A 17,850-nucleotide genomic window follows, 5' to 3' on the forward strand; every position below is an offset into this window, starting at 1 on the left:
AACAGGGTTGAGCGGCCTTGTTAGAAGCTTGGTGTTGCGGACCCAGTCCATTGGCCGGCCCAGCCAGTTTCCTGCCGGATCCACGGGGGCGGATCCGAAACCATCGCTTGCCGCCCGCAACCGGCGGCAAGCCCTTTGCTCATCTCACCAACCGAAACCTGCGCCCACGCCCACCGACTTCTCGTCGCCGCTGAACGCGCCGCCGATAGTGATGGTGGCGCGATCGCTCAACGCACGCTGATAGCCGACCGAGAGTGCCTTTTCCCCACCCTGGAAACCGACGCCCACGCCCACTCGGTTGTCGGTGCGGATGCCGGCGGCACTGGTGGCCATGTTGAGCATCGCCGAGCCCATCGCGCCCTGCCGATCGATGCGGCGATCCTGGTCGAGGAAACGACGATCGGTTTCGGTACGGAAGTTTTGGAAGTCATCGTCCAGCGCCTTGAACTGCATGTCGGTGTAACTCTTGGCTGAAGTCAGCGTTTCGGTGGCCACGTTGTTGGTATAGGCATTTGCCGAGCTCAGTGTGGCCGTATCGCCCGCCTGCACTTGCGCCACATTGGTCGCATCCGTCGCCTGGGTGCCGGCGGCGACGTTGGTCACCGCACGTTCGTTGCCGTCGCTTCCCACAGACACCGTACCGGCACGGTCCGCGACCGAACCCTGGCTCAGTGCGACCGAACTTTCGCTGTTTGCCACTGCGCTGGTAGTAGTGGCGGCACTGGAGCTTTGGGTGACAGGCGCTGCACCGCTTACGGGAGTTGCCGCCTGCGTCGATGCGGGGCCCGCTCCGCTGACTGCAGCGCTGGCGTCCTCCACACGCGGATTGGCCAGGCTGGCGGCGGTCGCGCTCGGGTTCTCCAGCGTGGAAACGCGGCCGTCAAGGGAAGTGACCGCCGTATCCAGCGCGGACAAAGCGTCGCCCACATTGAAATAGCTGCCGCCTTGGATAACGAAGTTGGTGCCGATCAATCCGCCCGTCGCGCTCACCGTGGTGCCCCCGCCCAACGCTGTGGCGATGCTGTCCAACGAACCGAACAACTGCCCTCCGTTCACTGCGTCCCTGCTGCCGGTGGCGATCGCACCATCGGCCACGTTGGCGACGGTGGTGCCATCGGCGCCTTCGAGCGTCAATGTGTCTTTGCTTTCGTCGTCGTAGCCGACCGCAGTGGCTTGCAGATCGGTCAAGTCGCCGGTGACTTCATTCAACTGCGCGACGTTCACCGCATCCGTATCTTCGGTACCGGCCGCCACGTTGGTGATCTGGCGTTCGGCGCCGACATCGCCTACCGAGACGGTGTTGGCGCGATCGGCGAAGGAACCCTGGCCTATCGCCACGCTGCCTTCAGCCACCGCCACTGAATCGGCGCCTACCGCCACGCTGTTGTCGCCCGACGAACTGGCCGCCGAACCCAGCGCCGTGCTGTTGTATCCCTCCGCGGAAGTCAGCCAACCCAAGGCCGAGCTGAAATCGCCTGCCGCATACGAACCCGCACCCAAGGCCACGCCGCCATAGCCGCTGGCCTCGGCGCTGAGCAAGCCGAAAGCGGTGCCGCCCAAGGCCACGCTTTCGTCGCCCGAAGCGATGCTGAATTCGCCCAGCGCCGTGCTGCTGGCGCCGCTGGCGTCGGATCCATAACCGAACGCGGAGGCGAAATCTCCGCCCGCGCTGCTGAATCCACCATTGGCGGTAGCCGCCAAGCCCGCTGCATTGCTGCTGTAACCAGTAGCGGTGGCCTGCGTGTTGCTGGCGACCGAGTTGGTGCCGGTGGCGGTGCTGTAAGCGCCGCTGGCTTCGGCGTTCGACCCCAGCGCCAGGCTGCCATCGCCCGATGCGGCACTACCCGTGCCGAATGCCGAGGAATTCACGCCCTGCGCCAAAGCGTTGGAGCCGACGGCCACGCTGCTGGCTCCCACGGCCTGCGCGTTGTAGCCGAACGCGGCACTGTCCTGTGCCTGGGCGAGCGCGTTAAAACCAATCGCCGTGGCATTGCCCGCCACCGCGTTGGCGCCACTGCCGAAGGCCGAGGCGCCATCGCCAATCGCGTTGGCCGCTTCGCCTGCTGCCGTGGCGTTGTCGCCTTCCACGTAGGCGCCCGCGTCGCTGTCTTCGCTGCCCGAAGCCTGGAAGTATTTGCTGGTGGTGTTGGCCGTGTCCGCCACTTCGTTCAACTGGGCCACGTTCACCGCATCGGTATCTTCGGTGCCGGCAGCCACGTTGGTGATCTGGCGTTCGGCGCCGACATCGCCTACTGAAACCGAGTTTTCGCGATCAGCGAAGGAGCCCTGGCCAATCGCCACACTGCCTTCGGCGGCCGCTTCGGAATCTGCGCCGACCGCAACGCTGTTGTCGCCCGACGAACTGGCCGCCGAACCCAAGGCCGTGCTGTTGAAACCCGTGGCTGTGGTCAACCAACCCAACGCCGAACTGAAATCGCCTGCCGCGTACGAACCCGCGCCCAGAGCCACACCGCCATAACCGCTGGCTTCGGCGCTGAACAACCCGAACGCGGTGCCACCCAGCGCGACGCTTTCATCGCCCGAGGCGATGCTGTACTCGCCCAGCGCCGTGCTGCTTACGCCCGACGCTGATGAAGCCAGGCCCACTGCGGTTGCGTAATCGCCTGCGGCGGCACTTTCGGCGCCCAGCGCAGTTGAGCCATCTCCGGAGGCCGTACTCAGGAAACCGGTAGCGGTCGATTCGATACCCGAAGCGGTGCTCTCCGCACCTAAGGCAGTGGAGGCGTCGCCCGAAGCCGTACTGAAGAAACCGTTGGCGGTCGATTCCTCGCCCGATGCTTCGCTCAGCGAACCGGTCGCCACGCTGCCATCGCCGCTGGCAACGCTAGCGGAGCCTGTCGCGGTGGAGAGGAAACCGCTCGCTTCGCTCTCGGCGCCCACCGCTGTGGCGTATTCGCCTGTGGCTTGGCTGTTGGCGCCTGCTGCGAACGCGTTTTCTCCGACGGCCAACGCATTGAAACCAACCGCCGTAGCATTACCCGCTACCGCATTGGCGCCGCTGCCGAAAGCCGATGCGCCATCGCCGATGGCATTGGTCGCTTCACCGGCAGCGGTGGCGTAGTCGCCCTCCACATAGGCGCCCGCATCGCTGTCTTCACTGCCGCTGGCCTTGAAGTATTTGTCGGTGTTCTCGGCTACCGCCGCCACTTCGTCCAACTGCGCCACATTCACCGCATCGGTGTTCTCTGTGCCGGCGGCCACGTTGGTGATCTGGCGTTCGGCGCCAACATCGCCGATTGACACGGAATTTTCGCGATCGGCAAACGATCCTTGTCCAATCGCCACGCTGCCTTCCGCAGCCGCCACCGAATCTGCCCCCACCGCCACGCTGTTGTCGCCCGAAGAACTGGCCGCCGAACCCAAGGCCGTGCTGTTGAAACCGGTGGCCGTGGTCAACCAACCTAATGCCGAGCTGAAATCACCTGCGGCAAACGAACCCGCCCCCAAGGCCACGCCACCGAATCCACTGGCTTCAGCGCTGAAAAATCCGAACGCGGTTCCGCCTAGCGCAATGCTTTCGTCACCGGACGCGATGCTGAATTCGCCCAACGCGGTGCTGCTGGCGCCGCTGGCGTCCGCGCCATAGCCGAACGCTGACGCGAAATCGCCTCCTGCGCTGCTGAAGCCGCCCGCCGTCGTCGATGCCAACCCCGCAGCGCTGCTGCTGTAACCCACCGCAGTGGCCTGGATATTGGAGGCGCTGGCTTGCGTTCCCAACGCCGTGGCATACGGACCACTGGATTGCGCGCCTGCGCCGACCGCAGTGGCGCCCGCTTCGCTGGCGACCGCACCCGAACCCAAGGCAGTGGCATCCACCGCGCTGGCCTCGGTAGCGACGTACTGGAGCTCGCCGTCTTCGTCGAGGATCGGCTCGCCTTCCTCATCCACCAGCAGGCGCTGGCCGCCGACCGCAGTGGAGGAATTTTCGCTGGCCACCGAGCCGGAACCCACCGCTACAGAATCGTCACCCAGCGCGGTGCTGAAGAAGCCGACTGCGGTGCTGTTGACGCCGCTGGCCCACGATTCGGCGCCCAATGCGCTGGCGTAGTCGGCGGGGGCGTAAGCGAAATAGCCCAACGCCGTACTTTCCAGCCCTGATGCTTCGGTCAATGTGCCGTTGGCCGTGCTGTAGTCGCCTGCGGCGATCGCCCCGGCGCCGAAAGCGGCTGACGCTTCGCCGGTCGCTTGAGTGCTGACGAAGAAACCCAAACCGGGAATCAGATCCACCGGCCCGCCCACCGCCACGCTGCTGGTGCCAACTGCCGCGCTCTGCGTGCCGACTGCGGTGGAGTAATCGCCGATGGCGTTGGAAACCGCACCGAAGGCCGCCGATTGCGCGCCTTCCGCATACGCGCCCACGCCCGCGGCCGTGGCTGCGAATCCGTCGGCCTGCGCACTGGCGCCGACTGCAGTGCCGCCTACGCCTGCGCTGGTTGCGCCGGTATCGACCGGCACGCCGCCATTGGTGATCAGCGGATTGCCTGCTTCGTCCACCGCATTACCGCCTACCGCGACCGCTGCCGGACCGGTGGCCTGCGCGTTCTGGCCGAAAGCCGCGCTGTTCTGGCCAGACGCCAACGCATTTACGCCCACCGCGGTGGCGCCCTCGGCTACCGCGTTGGCGCCGCTACCGAAGGCCGACGCGCCGTTGCCCACGGCATTGGTCGCCTCACCCGCCGCAGTGGCGTTGTCGCCTTCCACGTAAGCACCCGCATCGCTGTCGTTGCTGCCGCTGGCCTTGAAATATTTGTCGGTGTTCTCGGCGACCGCAGCGACTTCGTCCAGCTGCGCCACATTCACCGCATCAGTGTCTTCGGTACCTGCAGCCACGTTGGTGATCTGGCGCTCGGCGCCGACATCGCCCACCGAGACGGTGTATTCGCGATCCGCGTACGAACCCTGCCCCAGCGCCACGCTTCCTTCCGCGGCCGCGTAAGCATCCGCACCCACCGCCACGCTATCGTCGCCGAAGGAAGTGGAGAAATTTCCTAGCGCCGTGCTGTTCTCGCCCGGCGACCACGCCGCGCCGCCCACCGCCGTGGAGAAATCCCCGGAGGCCTCGGTCGTCACGAAACCCGCCAACGCGCCGCCTACCGCGACGCTGTTGATGCCGCTGGCAGTGGCGCCCTGACCGGACGCCAGACTGTTGTTGCCCGATGCCACGCTATCGGAACCCAGCGCAACGGCACCCGATGCGGAAGCGGTGCTGAGATTGCCCAATGCCGTGCTGTTGAAACCCGACGCCAGCGCACCGCCGCCAACAGCAGTGGTGTAGTTGCCGGTAGCCGCAGCGCCGGCGCCGAATGCAGCGGCTTCGAGACCGCTGGCCGCGCTGTTTGCGCCGACCGCAGTGCTCTGGTCCCCATCGGCGAGCGCGCCGGAACCCGCGGCGACCGACTCTTCTCCTTCGGCAGTGGCTTCGCCATCGCCAGTGGCCTTGAAATAGTTGTCCGTGTTATCGGCCACCGCCGCCACTTCTTCCAACTGCGCCAGATTCACCGCATCGGTGTCTTGTGTGCCGGCGGCCACGTTGGTGATCTGGCGTTCTGCGCCCACTCTGCCCACCGACACCGTGTTGGCGCGATTGGCGAGGGAGTTGGCGCCCAGCGCTACGCTGTTGGCCGCCGCGGCGTTGGCGTTGTTGCCGACAGCGATCGAATTGGTCGCGGTGGCGCGCGAGTGCGTGCCCACTGCAATGGCATCGACGCCGCTGACTCCGGCGTTGTAGCCGATGGCCACGCCATTGGCGCCATTATTGGCGAAGGTATTGAAACCGATCGCTACGCCATTGACCGAAGTTATGGAAGTCTGGCGGCCCACCGCCGTGCTGTTGACGGCGCGCGCGGAGCTGTCGGCGCCCAGCGCGGTGGCGCCGGTCGCGGTAGCGCTGCTGCCGGCACCTAGGGCCGTACTGCGATTGCCGCTGGCGGTGGTTTGCGCGCCGATAGCAACCGCGTTGGTACCGCTCGCGTTGGCGGAGCCATCGACCAGGCACTGATCTATCGCAGGCCAGCTGCTCCAAACCACGCATTCGGCGTTGCCGCCTACTTCCACAGACTGGGCGAACGCCGCATTGGCGGACAGCAGCACGCCCAGCGCTACCACAAGCGCACACCGCCGCCACGCGCCTATGACGGTTTTACCTTGCGCGCCCGCGCTATCTCCCGATGCCAATTCCGAGGCCACGACCCACTGGCCCAACGTCTGGTTCCATACCTTGCGATAAATACGATTCATCGATCATTTCCTTATAAAATTTTGGCAAAGGGATACCCAGATCGCCTGGCGGGGGCCGGACGACCTAGTCGGAAATTGTGGAACCCCCATGGGGATGGCCTCGACGAAGGGTCGGGCCTTTGCGCTTCACGTCGTTCACGAGCTGAATGCATCCTTACACTGCAACTGTGAGTCGATATTCACCACAGGTTTATCAACAGTCAAGCAATGCAAGATCCATGCAATTACTAAACAAATATTTCACGAAGCTGAAAATCGCGACGGCATTTCTTCAATAAACAAATGTTTGCAATCGAATCTCAAGGTTGAGTAGCTGCATACGCGCGCAAACGCGGAAAATAAAAAAGCCCGCCAATGTTGGATTTGGCGGGCCGAAAAAATATTCGCTATTTTTCAATGGGAGGCGGTCATGCCACCCAATTTCTTGCGTTGCGGAACATCCGCAGCCAGGGCGAATCGTCCTTCCATTCCCGTGGATGCCAACTGAGGTTGACGCTGCGCAAGGTCCGCTCGGGGTGCGGCATCAGGATGGTGGAACGGCCGTCGTCGCTGGTCAGGCCGGTGATGCCTTCGGGCGAGCCGTTGGGGTTGAGCGGGTACTGCGCCGCCACACGACCCTCGCCATCGATGTAGCGCAACGCCACCCTGGCCGCGGCCTGATCGACCGTGCTGTCGAATTCGGCGCGGCCTTCGCCATGGGCGACCGCCACGGGGATGCGCGAACCGGCCATGCCCTGCAGGAACAGCGACGGCGATTCCACCACTTCCAGCAGGGAGGAACGCGCCTCGAACTGCTCGCTGCGGTTGCGCAGGAAACGCGGCCAGTGCGTGGCCCCGGGAATGATGTCCTTCAGCTGGCTCAGCATCTGGCAACCGTTGCAAACGCCGAGCGAGAACGTATCGCCGCGCTCGAAAAACGCCGCGAACGCATCGCGCAACGCGCCGCGCTCCAGGATCGAGGTGGCCCAGCCGCGCCCCGCTCCCAGCACATCGCCGTAGCTGAAGCCGCCGCAAGCGGCGAAGCCCTTGAATTCATCCAGCTTCACGCGACCGCCGATCAAGTCGCTCATGTGCACATCGAAAGTGTCGAAGCCTGCCCGATCGAAAGCAACGGCCATTTCGATCTGACCGTTGACGCCTTGCTCGCGCAGGATCGCCACCTTCGGCCGGACGCCTTTTGCGATGTAAGGAGCCGCGATATCTTCGACCGGATCGAAGCTCAGTTTAGGACGCAAACCGGGCGCCGAAAAATCGCGTGCTAGCTGGCGCTCCTCGTCGGCCGTCTCCGGGTTGTCGCGCAACTTCTGCATGGCGTGTGTGACCGACCACCAGGCGTCGAACAATTCGTCCCAGCGCCACTGCGACAGCACTTCGCCTTCCTGCTCGATGCGGATCACCGGCGCGGTGGTCGGCTTGGCGATGCGTTGCGCGCACTCGGTCAGCGCATGGCGTTCGACCAGGTCCGCGAAGGCGGCACGGTCTTCGGCCGACACCTGCACGACGGCGCCCAGCTCTTCCGCGAACAGGGTGCGGAAAGGATCGTCGCCCCACCCGTCCAACTGGATGTCGAGACCGCAATGCGCGGCGAAGGCCATTTCGCAGAGCGCGGCGAATGCGCCGCCGTCGCTGCGGTCGTGATAGGCCAGCAGCACGCCGGCTTCGCGCGCGTCGCGGATCAGTTCGAAGAAGTCGCGCAACCGTTGCGGATCGTCCAGGTCGGGCACGTCGCCGCCGAACGCCGGCAGCATGCCGGCGCCCGCCTCGGGATGGCACTGCGCCAGCACCGAACCGCCAAGGCGCTGCTTGCCCGCGCCCAGACCGATCAACCACAGATCGCTGTCTTCTTCGCGGGCGAGCAATGGCGTGAGCTGCTCGCGCGCGTCGGTGACCGGGGCGAAAGCGCTGATGATGAGCGAGACCGGCGAGACCGATTTCTGCGCCGTGTCGTCCACCTGCCATTGCGCCTGCATCGACAGGGAGTCCTTGCCGACCGGGATGCTTAGGTCGATCTCGGGGCACAACTGCATGCCCACCGCTTTCACCGCATCGAACAGCAAGGCGTCTTCGCCGGCATGGTTGGCCGCGGCCATCCAGTTGGCGGAGAGTTTGATCCGATCCAGCGATTCCACCGGCGCCGCGCACAGATTGGTGATCGCTTCGCCGACGGCCATGCGCGCCGAAGCGGCGGCGTTGAGCAGCGCCAACGGTGTGCGTTCGCCGATGGCCATGGCTTCGCCGACGAAACCATCGAAACCGGACAGGGTGATGGCGCAGTCGGCCAGCGGCAGCTGCCATGGACCGATCATCTGCTCGCGCGCGGTCAACCCGCCAACGCTGCGGTCGCCGATGGTGATCAGGAACTGCTTGGAAGCCACCGACGGATGCGCAAGCACGCGCAGACCCGCGTCATGCAGATCCAGGCCCGCCGTTTCCATCGCCGGCCAGCGCGGCGCAGGCGGGTGCGCGGTGTTGCGGTGCATCTTCGGCGCCTTGCCGAACAGCACGTCCATGGGAAGGTCGATTGCATAAGCCCCTCTCCCATCGGGAGAGGGGTTGGGGTGAGGGTACGGCGAAGTGGAGGTACCGCCGTCCTCCGTACCCTCATCCGCCCTTCGGGCACCTTCTCCCGAAGGGAGAAGGGAATCCACCGTGGCGCCATATCCCACCACCAGACGTTCCTCCGCCGTCGCCCTACCGACCGCCGCGAACGGACAACGCTCGCGTTCGCACAAGGCGGCGAATTCGGCCAGGCGCTCCTGGGCCACGCCGAGCACGTAACGCTCCTGCGATTCGTTGCACCAGAGCTGCATCGGCGACAGCGAGGGATCGTCGCTTGGCACCTTGTCCAGGTCGATCACGCCGCCCACGCCTGAGTCATGCAGCAATTCGGGAATCGCGTTGGACAGGCCGCCGGCACCGACATCGTGGAACCAGCGGATCGGATTGTTCGCACCCATTACCACGCAACGATCGATCACTTCCTGACAGCGGCGCTCCATTTCCGGGTTGTCGCGCTGCACGCTGGCGAAATCCAGGTCTTCGGCGGTATCGCCCGACGCCACCGAGCTGGCGGCGCCGCCGCCCAGGCCGATCAGCATCGCCGGGCCGCCCAGCACGATCACCGCGTCGCCCGGCTGCAGGCGGATCTTCTCGACCTGTATGCGATCGATGGCGCCCAGACCACCGGCAAGCATGATCGGCTTGTCGTAGGCACGGGTCAGGGTCGCGGATTCCGGGAGTTCGAAACTGCGGAAGTAGCCGACCAGATTCGGGCGTCCGAATTCGTTGTTGAAGGCAGCCGCACCCAACGGGCCGTCCAGCATGATTTCCAGCGCCGGCGCCATGCGCGGATTCAGCGGGCGCGGCCCGCTGCCGCCAAAATTTTCCCACTTTTGCGGCAGGGTCGGAATGCGCAGGTGCGAGACGCTGAAACCGCTCAGTCCCGCCTTGGGCTTGCCGCCACGGCCGGTGGCGCCTTCGTCGCGGATTTCGCCGCCGGCGCCGGTGCTGGCGCCGGGAAAGGGCGCGATGGCGGTCGGATGGTTGTGGGTTTCCACCTTGATGCAGAACGCCGAATCCAGCTTCGCTTCGCTGCGGTAGTGACCGCTGGCATCGGGGCGGAAACGCGAGGACGCATAACCTTCCACCACCGCCGCGTTGTCGCTGTATGCGGAAAGCGTGTGCTGAGGTGTGTGCGCATGGGTGTGCTTGATCATGCGGAATAATGACGCCGGCATGCCGGCGTCGTGCGGCCCGCTCTTGAGCCGCATCTCCTTGCCTTCGATGGTCCAGGTCGCGTTGAAGATCTTGTGGCGGCAGTGCTCGGAATTGGCCTGCGCGAACATCATCAACTCGACATCGGAAGGATCCCGGCCCAGTTCGCCGTAGCGCAGCCGCAGATAGTCGATCTCGTCCTCGGCCAGGGCCAGACCCAGACGCTTGTTGGCCGCTTCCAGCGTACCCAGCGGAATGCGTTCCAGGGCGCCGCGCGGTGGCGCGGTGAACAGCGCGGCGGCCTGTTCGCGCGCCGACAGCAGAGACTGGGTCATCGGATCGTGCAGCAGCTTCGCCAGTGCGGCGGAGTCTTCCCAGCCCTGCAGGTCGACGCGGGTGCCGCGTTCCACGCGCTTGATCGGCAGGCCTGCGCCGCGCAGCAGTTCGGTGGCCTTGCTGGCCCAGGGCGACAAGGTGCCCAGACGCGGCACGATGAACCGGGACCGGCTGTCTTCGGCAGCGGCGACCGGATCGGACGACGCTTGCAGGATGCGGCCCAACGTGCCGATATCCACCTCGGCGCCCGCTTCGGGTTCGACGAAATAGACGTGCCACGCGCCGCGTACCAGCACGGACGGCGAGACGGACTGCAATCGGGATTCAAGCCGCGCGCGGCGGAACTGCGACAGGGCCGACTGGCCCTCGAGGACGATCATGTCCGGCAAACCGTAAGGAACGGGGCTCTCTATTGTAGCGAAGCCGGCGCATGGCCGGCTTCGTCGTGTCGCATTTCCCGGTCCGGCTTAGGGCATGCCGGCCGGTTTGCCGGTCTGGGTGTCGCCGGCCAGCTTGTCCAGGGCTTCGCGCATCTTGTCGGCCGGCAAGTAGCCGCCCAGCTGGGTCCCGTCCTCGGCGAAAATGGCCGGTGTGCCGGAGATGCCCAGGCGCTGCCCCACGTGGTATTCCATGTCGACCGGGGTGCTTTTGCACTGCCGGTCGGGCACGGGCTTGCCGTTTTTGGCGTCGGTCAAGGCCTGCTTGCGGTCGCTCGCGCACCAGACCGAGATCATGCTTTTGTGATCCGGACTGCCCAGGCCCATGCGTGGGAAGGCCAAATATTCGATGGCGATGCCCCGCCGGTTGTACTCGGCGATTTCGCTGTGCAGCTTGCGGCAGTAACCGCACTCGATATCGGTGAACACGCTGACGGTGTATTTCGCATTGGGCGGAGCGAACACGATGCGCTCGCTGGTCTTGATGCTCTTGAGCAAGCCCTGGCGGTATTTGGACAAGGCCGGGCTCGATTGGGTCAGCTCTTTTTGCGCGCCGATATCCAGCACGCTTCCCTGCACCAAATACTTGCCGTCATCGCTGACCAGCACCACCTGCCCACCGACGATGGCTTCACGGAAACCCGGCAGCGCGGCGGCACCGATGTAGTCGATCTCGATCTTGGGATTCAAAGTCATCAGCGCCTGTCGCGCGCGTTCGTCAGGAGTATTTCCTTTGATCGCCGCGGGCGACGGCGACGGCTTCGAAGCGGACGCCGCCGCCTGTCCGGGCTGCGGGGCCTGGGCGCAAGCGGAAAGGCTGGCCGGGCCCAGCAACACGGCGATGCAGAACAGCAGATGCTTCATGAAGCGGTCCTTATGAAAACGTAAATTAGTGAGCGGCCAAGGATAGCGACCGCGCACAGTGGTTTGGTTTCGCGCCGATTTTCGCATATGCCGACCGTAAGGACCGCTACGCCGTCCCCTATTCGGTTCAGTTTCAACCTCTGGGATGGTGCTTCGTATGCAGCTGTTGCAGGTGCTCGCGCGCCACCAGCGTGTAGATCTGGGTGGTGGAAAGCGAACTGTGGCCCAGCAGCATTTGCAACGCGCGCAGATCCGCCCCGTGATTGAGCAGGTGCGTGGCGAAGCTGTGGCGAAGCCCATGCGGACTGACTTTGCCGGGATCGATGCCGGCCACTGCGGCATAGCGTTTCACCAGTCCCCAGAATTGCTGGCGGCTGGGCGGCTCGCCGTCGCCGCCAATGAACAGCGCCGTCCGGCTGGCCTTGCCCGCCAGTTTCGGCCTGGCCTCGGCCAGATATTTCTCCAGCCAGTGCTGCGACTCCTCGCCCAGCGGGACCAACCGCTCCTTGCTGCCCTTGCCGGTCACCCGCACCACGCCCTGTCGCAGGTTCACGGCGTTGGCGGGCAGATTCACCAACTCGCTGACCCGCAGGCCGGCGGCGTACATCAGTTCGAACATGGCGCGGTCGCGCAATCCAAGCGGCGTGTCGACCTGCGGTGCGGCCAGCAAGGCCTCGATCTGGTTTTCGGCCAGGGCCTTGGGCAGCGAGCGCGGCAGTTTGGGCGGGTCGAGCAGCGCGGTGGGATCGTCGCTGCGCACGCCCCGGCGCAATAGCCAGGCGTAGAAGGCGCGCAACGACGACAACAGGCGTGCATTGCTGCGCGGGGAATAGTCCTGCGCGGTACGCGCGGCGAAATAATCGAACAGGCCCGCGCGATCCGCCTGCAGCAGCCCGCCCTGCCGCCCATGGCGCCAGCGTGCCAAGCCTTCCAGATCGCGGCGATAGCTGGCCAAGGTGGGCCTGGACAAGCCGTTCTCGGCCCAGATCGCGTCGAGGAAGGCAGTGATTTCCTCGGCATCGGATTCGGGCACGGGCGGCAAAGCCATGGCCTGGGTGCGGCGGTCGGCGGGTGTGGTCGAAGTCATCAGCCAAGCATAGAGTGCGCGCTCGATTGGCGCCTCCCGCTATCCTGTGCACATGAACGATCCGCTTGCCTCCACGCCGAAACCCCGCACCCACATAGGGTGGCGTCTGCTCGCATTGCTCTACGATTTCTGGCCGGCGCTGGCGCTGTGGATGCTGCTGAGTGCCGCTTTCACTCTCATCTATTACCTGACGGGCCATGGAGCGCGACAGAACATCGCGCCTTTCAGCGCCTTGCAGATCGCGCTTTGGCTGGCCTGCTGGCTGGTAACGGGCGCTTACGCGGTGATCAGCTGGCGGCGCGGCGGGCAGACCCTGGGCATGCGCCCGTGGCGCCTGAAAGTGCTCGCCGCCGATGGCGGTGCGCCGAGCTGGCGGGCGCTCTGCCTGCGTTATGCGGTGGCGACTTTTTCTTCGTTGCTGGCTGGTTTGGGGTTTTGGTGGGCCTGGGTGGATAGGAAAAAGCTGACTTGGCACGACCGCGCCAGTGGTACATGCATGGTGCGCCTGCCGAAAAAATAGAGCCTGATCACGCAGGTCAAAGGCGCGCTGCGGCGCGTTCGACTCGACTGACCCTCACGGTCGACCGTGGCGCGGCACGACCGCGCCAGTGGTACACGCATGATCCGCCTGCCGAAAAAATGACGTGACGTAGGTCGGCCCTACACGGCCGACACACGTACGGTGTCAGTCCCGTACGTCGGGGGCGTAGCCCCGACCTACCTCGGCGCGGCTAACTGCTGCGTCGCTTAAACAACCAGGCCGACACCGTCAGCATCACCAGGGGCGGTAACAGGTAGGCGATCCAATAGTCGAACTTGAACGCGCCGGCCAGGCGACTGAACAAGGTCTGCATCAGCCAGAAACTCAGGGCGAACAAGATGCCCAAGAACAGCTGTTTCCCCAGTCCGCCGCTGCGCAGGCTGCCGAAGGCGAATGGGATAGCGGCCAGGCATAGCGCCAGCACGTTCAAGGGGTAGAACCAGCGGCCCCAATAGACCTCCTCGTACTCGCGCGCATCCAGCCCATTGCGCTGACGGTATTCAATGCTGCGCGCCAGATCGGTAGCGGCCATGTAGCGCGGCTTGGCGATGGTGTCGGCCAGCGCGGCCGGGTCCAGGTCCGATTCCCAGCGCATGCCCAGCAACTGCTGCTGGGTCACCGAACGCGCGTTGAAAGTGGTGCGCAACACGTTCTTCAGCACCCACTTGTCGTCGAAGTTCTCGGCGGTGGTGGCATGGGAAATCGCGGCCAGCCTGCCGTCGTCGGCCAGTTCGTACAGGCGTACGTCGCGCAGCTGCAGCCATTCGCGGCCGTCCTGCACCTTCTTTTCGCCGCCCTGTGCATTGAGGAAAACATTGCCCTCGCGTGCCCAGAGTCCCGAGTACGTCGCCGCCGCCGCGTTATTGGTGATTGCCGAAGTCCTGACCCGGTCGGCCTGGGTCTGGCCCCAGCTGCCCACCGTTTCCATGCCGAACACCATCAGCCCGGTCAGCAGGGCCAGGGTGATGGCAACCGACAGGCTCAAACGGCGGCGGGAGAGGCCTACCGCCCGCAGGGCGATCAGTTCCGAACTGGCGGCCAGCTGGCCCAGCCCCATCAACGCGCCGATTACCGCCGCGGTGGGGAACATCATGTAGGCGCGGCGGGGGATGGTGTAGGCCACGAAGGCCACCGCGTGGCCGAAGGTATAGCTGCCCTTGCCCAGGTCGTTGAGCTCGCTGGAAATCGCATTGATCACGTCCAGCCCCACCAGCACCGACCACACCAGCAACACGGTGACCAGGACCACCCGACCTACGTACAGATCATGGAGATTGGGCCGCAGTCTCATGCCGATTTCATCCGCGAACGCGCCATGCGCCCGTCGCGCAGATAGGACCATAGGCCGAACGCCAGCAGCGGCACAGTCAGCCACCAGAGCCCCAACATCCCCGGAACCTTGTCTTCGGATAAGGCCTGGGTGCCGACGTACATCAGGTTGGTGCCCACCAAATAAGCCAGGAAACCGAGCATGATCCGTCCATAGCGCGCCTGCCGCGGCGAGCTGCGCGCCAGTGGCAGCGCAATCAGTGCGAACGCCAGCGCCAGCAGCGGCGGAGTGAGCCGGTAGTGCAGTTGCGCGTTGGCGTCGGCGCGCTGATCGCCGAACAAGGCCAGGGTGGGCAGCAGTTCGGGGTCGGTCTCCGCACGCACATCGGCCCGGTCCGGCAGCGCGAATTCGTTGCTGGCGAAGCGCATCAGGTTGAAATCGCGGCCTGCGTCCAACGGGCCTTCCACCCGAAAGCCCTCGTTCAGCCGCATGTAGCGGTCGCGCTGGCCCTCGAAAAACATCTCGCCCGTGCGCGCCGTCACCACGTCCAAGCGGTCGCCCTCCTGGCGCTGCACGAACACGCGCTGCAACTTGGTCCCATCGGCCGAAATCCCGCCGATATAAATGACGCTGCCGTTGGGCAGCATAGTGAACCGGCCGGCATCCAGGCCAGCCACGATCAGACTGCGGTTGGCGTGTTCGATCATGCGTTCGCTGGTCCGGTCGGCCCAGGGGCCCAGCCACAGCGACAGCGCGCCGATCAGCCCCACCACCGGCACCACCAGCATCAGAAAGGGCTTCAGCATCCGCCTCGGTCCGACCCCGATCCCGGTCAGCACGGGCATTTCCGAGTCGCGGTACAGGCGTGCGAAGGACAGCAGAAGCCCCAGCATCAGCGCCAGCGGCAGGATCACCGGCAGGTAGTTGAGCAGCTGCAGGCCCATTTGCGAGATCAGCAGGTTCGCCGGGATCCGGCCCTCGGCGATGTTGCCGAGCAAATCCGCCATTACTCCGCCCAGGCTCACCACCAGCAGCACGATCAGCGTGGCCAGGAAGCTCTGGGTGAATTCGCGGAAGAGGTAGCGGTCCAGCTTCGCCATGGGGGTTGGTTTACAATCTCGGGTTCGTTCGCTGGGATTGGCCGCGGTCTTTTGGGATCGGACAACTACATTGGATCGGCACGGCCTGGCGCGGTCTTGCCGCAGCCTGAGAACCCGCGATTGTACGTAACTCGTCACCTAATGATCTGGGAATCTGCTCAATGGCACTGGAATTCACCCTGAACCACGACGCGCCGGCCAGCGCTGGCTTCGACTGCATCGTGGTAGGCGCCTATGGCGACAAGACCCTGACACCGGCGGGACGCGCGCTGGATGCGGCCAGCGGCGGCAAGCTCAATACGCTGGTCCAACGCGGCGATGTGAGCGGCAAAACCGGCAAGACCACCCTGCTCCACGACCTTCCCGGCATCACCGCACCGCGGGTGCTGGTGATCGGCCTGGGCGAAGCGGCCAAGTTCGGCGTGCCGCAATACCTGAAGGCCATCGGCGACGCCACGCGCGCGTTGAAGGTCGGCCCCTCGGGCACTGCGCTGTTTACGCTCTCCGAAGTGGAAGTGAAGGAGCGCGACAGCGCCTGGAACATCCGCCAGGCCGTTATCGCCTCGGACCACGCCGGCTACCGCTACACGGCCACGCTGGGCAAGAAGAAGAACGACGATGCCGGCCTGTCCACGCTTGCGATCAGCGGCGACGACGAGCAGCCGCTTGCGCAGGGCGTAGCCATCGCCGCCGGCGTGGCTTTCGCCCGCGAACTCGGCAACCTGCCGCCGAATATCTGCACTCCGGCCTATCTGGCCGAACAGGCGCAGAAGTTCGCCGCGGAGAACGAAGGCGCCGAATCCGAAATCCTGGACGAAACCCAGATGGAAGCGCTGGGCATGGGCTCTTTGTTGGCGGTAGCGCGGGGTTCCACCAACCGTCCGCACCTGATCGTCCTCAAATGGAATGGCGGTGGCGAAACCAAGCCCTTCGTGATGGTGGGCAAGGGCATCACTTTCGACACCGGCGGCGTCAACCTGAAGACCCAGGGCGGCATCGAGGAAATGAAGTACGACATGTGCGGCGCCGCCAACGTGATCGGCACCTTCGTAGCCGCGGTGAAGATGAAGCTGCCGTTGAACGTGGTGGTGGTGGTGCCGGCGGTGGAGAACGCGATCGACGGCAACGCCTATCGCCCGTCCGACGTGATCACCAGCATGTCCGGCAAGACCATCGAAGTCGGCAACACCGACGCCGAGGGCCGCCTGATCCTGTGCGATGCGCTGACCTACGCGCAGCGCTTCGAACCAGAAGCGCTGCTGGACGTGGCCACCCTGACCGGCGCCTGCATCGTGGCCCTGGGCCGCTACGCCACCGGCCTGATGAGCAAGCACGACGATCTGTCCAACGAACTGCTGGCGGCGGGCGAAACGGTATTCGACCGCGCCTGGCGCTTGCCGCTGTGGGACGAATACCAGACCCAGCTGGATTCCACCTTCGCCGACGTCTACAACATCGGCGGCCGCTGGGCCGGCGCGATCACCGCTGGCTGCTTCCTGGCGCGCTTCACCGAGAACCAGCGCTGGGCGCACCTGGATATCGCCGGTGTGGCCAACGACGAAGGCAAGCGCGGCATGGCGACCGGCCGTCCGGTCGGCTTGTTGACCCAGTGGCTGCTCGACAGGAGCGAGAAGTGAGCACGGAGGAGTGAGAAGCGAGCAAGCCTTCGCTCTCCACTCACTTCTCACTCCTCTCCACTCACGCCTGCTCCTATGCCCCGCGCCGACTTCTATCTGATCGCGAAGCCCCGCTTCCTGGAAGAACCGCTCAAGCTGGTCTGCGAACTCGCGCGCAAGTCCTACGACGCCAACCTGTGGACGCTGGTGCTGGCGCGCGACGCCGAGCAGGCGGAACAGATCGATGCGCTGCTGTGGGAGATGGACGACGACGCCTACATCCCGCACCAGATCGCCGGCGACGAGGAAGACGAACTGACCCCGGTACTGATCGCGACGCCGGATGTCGACACGCCCGCCCGTGCGCTGGTGATCAACCTGCGCGACGCCGCCTTCGACGGCCCCTGCGAACGCATCCTGGAAGTCGTGCCCGCCGACGAATCCGCGCGCGAACCGCTGCGCGAGCGCTGGAAGCAATACAAGGCGCGCGGGTACGACGTGACCAAGCACGACATGTAGCCGTCATCCAAATACTTGTCATTCCGAACGCAGTGAGGAATCTGCTGTCCGGACGGACTTCATCGAAGCAAATCCCCCGCTACGCTCGGGATGACAACACAAGCAACA

At 65.0% G+C, this 17,850-nt stretch carries 9 protein-coding genes; 3 read left to right on the forward strand and 6 right to left on the reverse strand.

Annotation, left to right across the window (positions count from 1 at the left end; translation table 11 throughout):
• Positions 1-144 precede the first annotated feature (144 nt).
• The 4 genes from J2W94_RS17395 to xerD all read right to left on the reverse strand — a co-directional run bounded on the left by J2W94_RS17395 (position 145) and on the right by xerD (position 12,696).
• Positions 145-6,258 carry an ESPR-type extended signal peptide-containing protein gene (locus tag J2W94_RS17395; RefSeq protein WP_310096099.1) on the reverse strand — a complete coding sequence of 2,038 codons (6,114 nt, stop codon included), beginning with the start codon at positions 6,256-6,258 and terminating at the stop codon, positions 145-147.
• Between the two features lie 407 nt (positions 6,259-6,665).
• The gene (gene purL, locus J2W94_RS17400; protein WP_310096101.1) at positions 6,666-10,688 is read right to left on the reverse strand and encodes a phosphoribosylformylglycinamidine synthase; all 4,023 of its coding nucleotides are present in this window, start codon (positions 10,686-10,688) and stop codon (positions 6,666-6,668) included.
• Between the two features lie 87 nt (positions 10,689-10,775).
• Entirely contained in the window at positions 10,776-11,609 is an 834-nt protein-coding gene (locus tag J2W94_RS17405) for a DsbC family protein (protein WP_310096103.1), read from the reverse strand.
• Positions 11,610-11,742: 133 nt separating this feature from the next.
• Positions 11,743-12,696 (reverse strand): site-specific tyrosine recombinase XerD, encoded by a 954-nt coding sequence (xerD, locus tag J2W94_RS17410; protein WP_310096104.1) that lies wholly within the window; start codon positions 12,694-12,696, stop codon positions 11,743-11,745.
• 52 nt (positions 12,697-12,748) lie between these two features.
• On the opposite strand from xerD, the gene J2W94_RS17415 reads away from it, so the two are divergent.
• A complete protein-coding gene (locus J2W94_RS17415) occupies positions 12,749-13,216 on the forward strand; it encodes an RDD family protein (RefSeq protein ID WP_310096106.1) in 468 nt (155 codons plus the stop codon).
• A 211-nt stretch (positions 13,217-13,427) separates the two neighbouring features.
• On the opposite strand, the gene lptG is transcribed toward J2W94_RS17415, so the two are convergent.
• Positions 13,428-14,528 carry an LPS export ABC transporter permease LptG gene (lptG, locus tag J2W94_RS17420; RefSeq protein ID WP_430540648.1) on the reverse strand — a complete coding sequence of 367 codons (1,101 nt, stop codon included), beginning with the start codon at positions 14,526-14,528 and terminating at the stop codon, positions 13,428-13,430.
• Positions 14,525-15,607: an LPS export ABC transporter permease LptF gene (gene lptF, locus J2W94_RS17425; protein WP_310096110.1), complete on the reverse strand. Its 1,083-nt coding sequence runs from the start codon at positions 15,605-15,607 to the stop codon at positions 14,525-14,527. Before lptF ends, lptG begins: the two co-directional genes overlap by 4 nt.
• 161 nt (positions 15,608-15,768) lie before the next feature.
• Here lptF and J2W94_RS17430 point away from each other — a divergent pair, with 161 nt between their 5' ends.
• Together J2W94_RS17430 and J2W94_RS17435 are read left to right on the forward strand one after the other, a co-directional pair.
• A complete protein-coding gene (locus tag J2W94_RS17430; protein WP_310096112.1) occupies positions 15,769-17,244 on the forward strand; it encodes a leucyl aminopeptidase in 1,476 nt (491 codons plus the stop codon).
• A gap of 75 nt (positions 17,245-17,319) precedes the next feature.
• A complete protein-coding gene (locus tag J2W94_RS17435) occupies positions 17,320-17,742 on the forward strand; it encodes a DNA polymerase III subunit chi (RefSeq protein WP_310096115.1) in 423 nt (140 codons plus the stop codon).
• Positions 17,743-17,850: the final 108 nt, after the last annotated feature.

Source organism: Pseudoxanthomonas sacheonensis (assembly GCF_031455975.1).
Classification (GTDB): Bacteria; Pseudomonadota; Gammaproteobacteria; order Xanthomonadales; family Xanthomonadaceae; genus Pseudoxanthomonas_A; species Pseudoxanthomonas_A sacheonensis_A.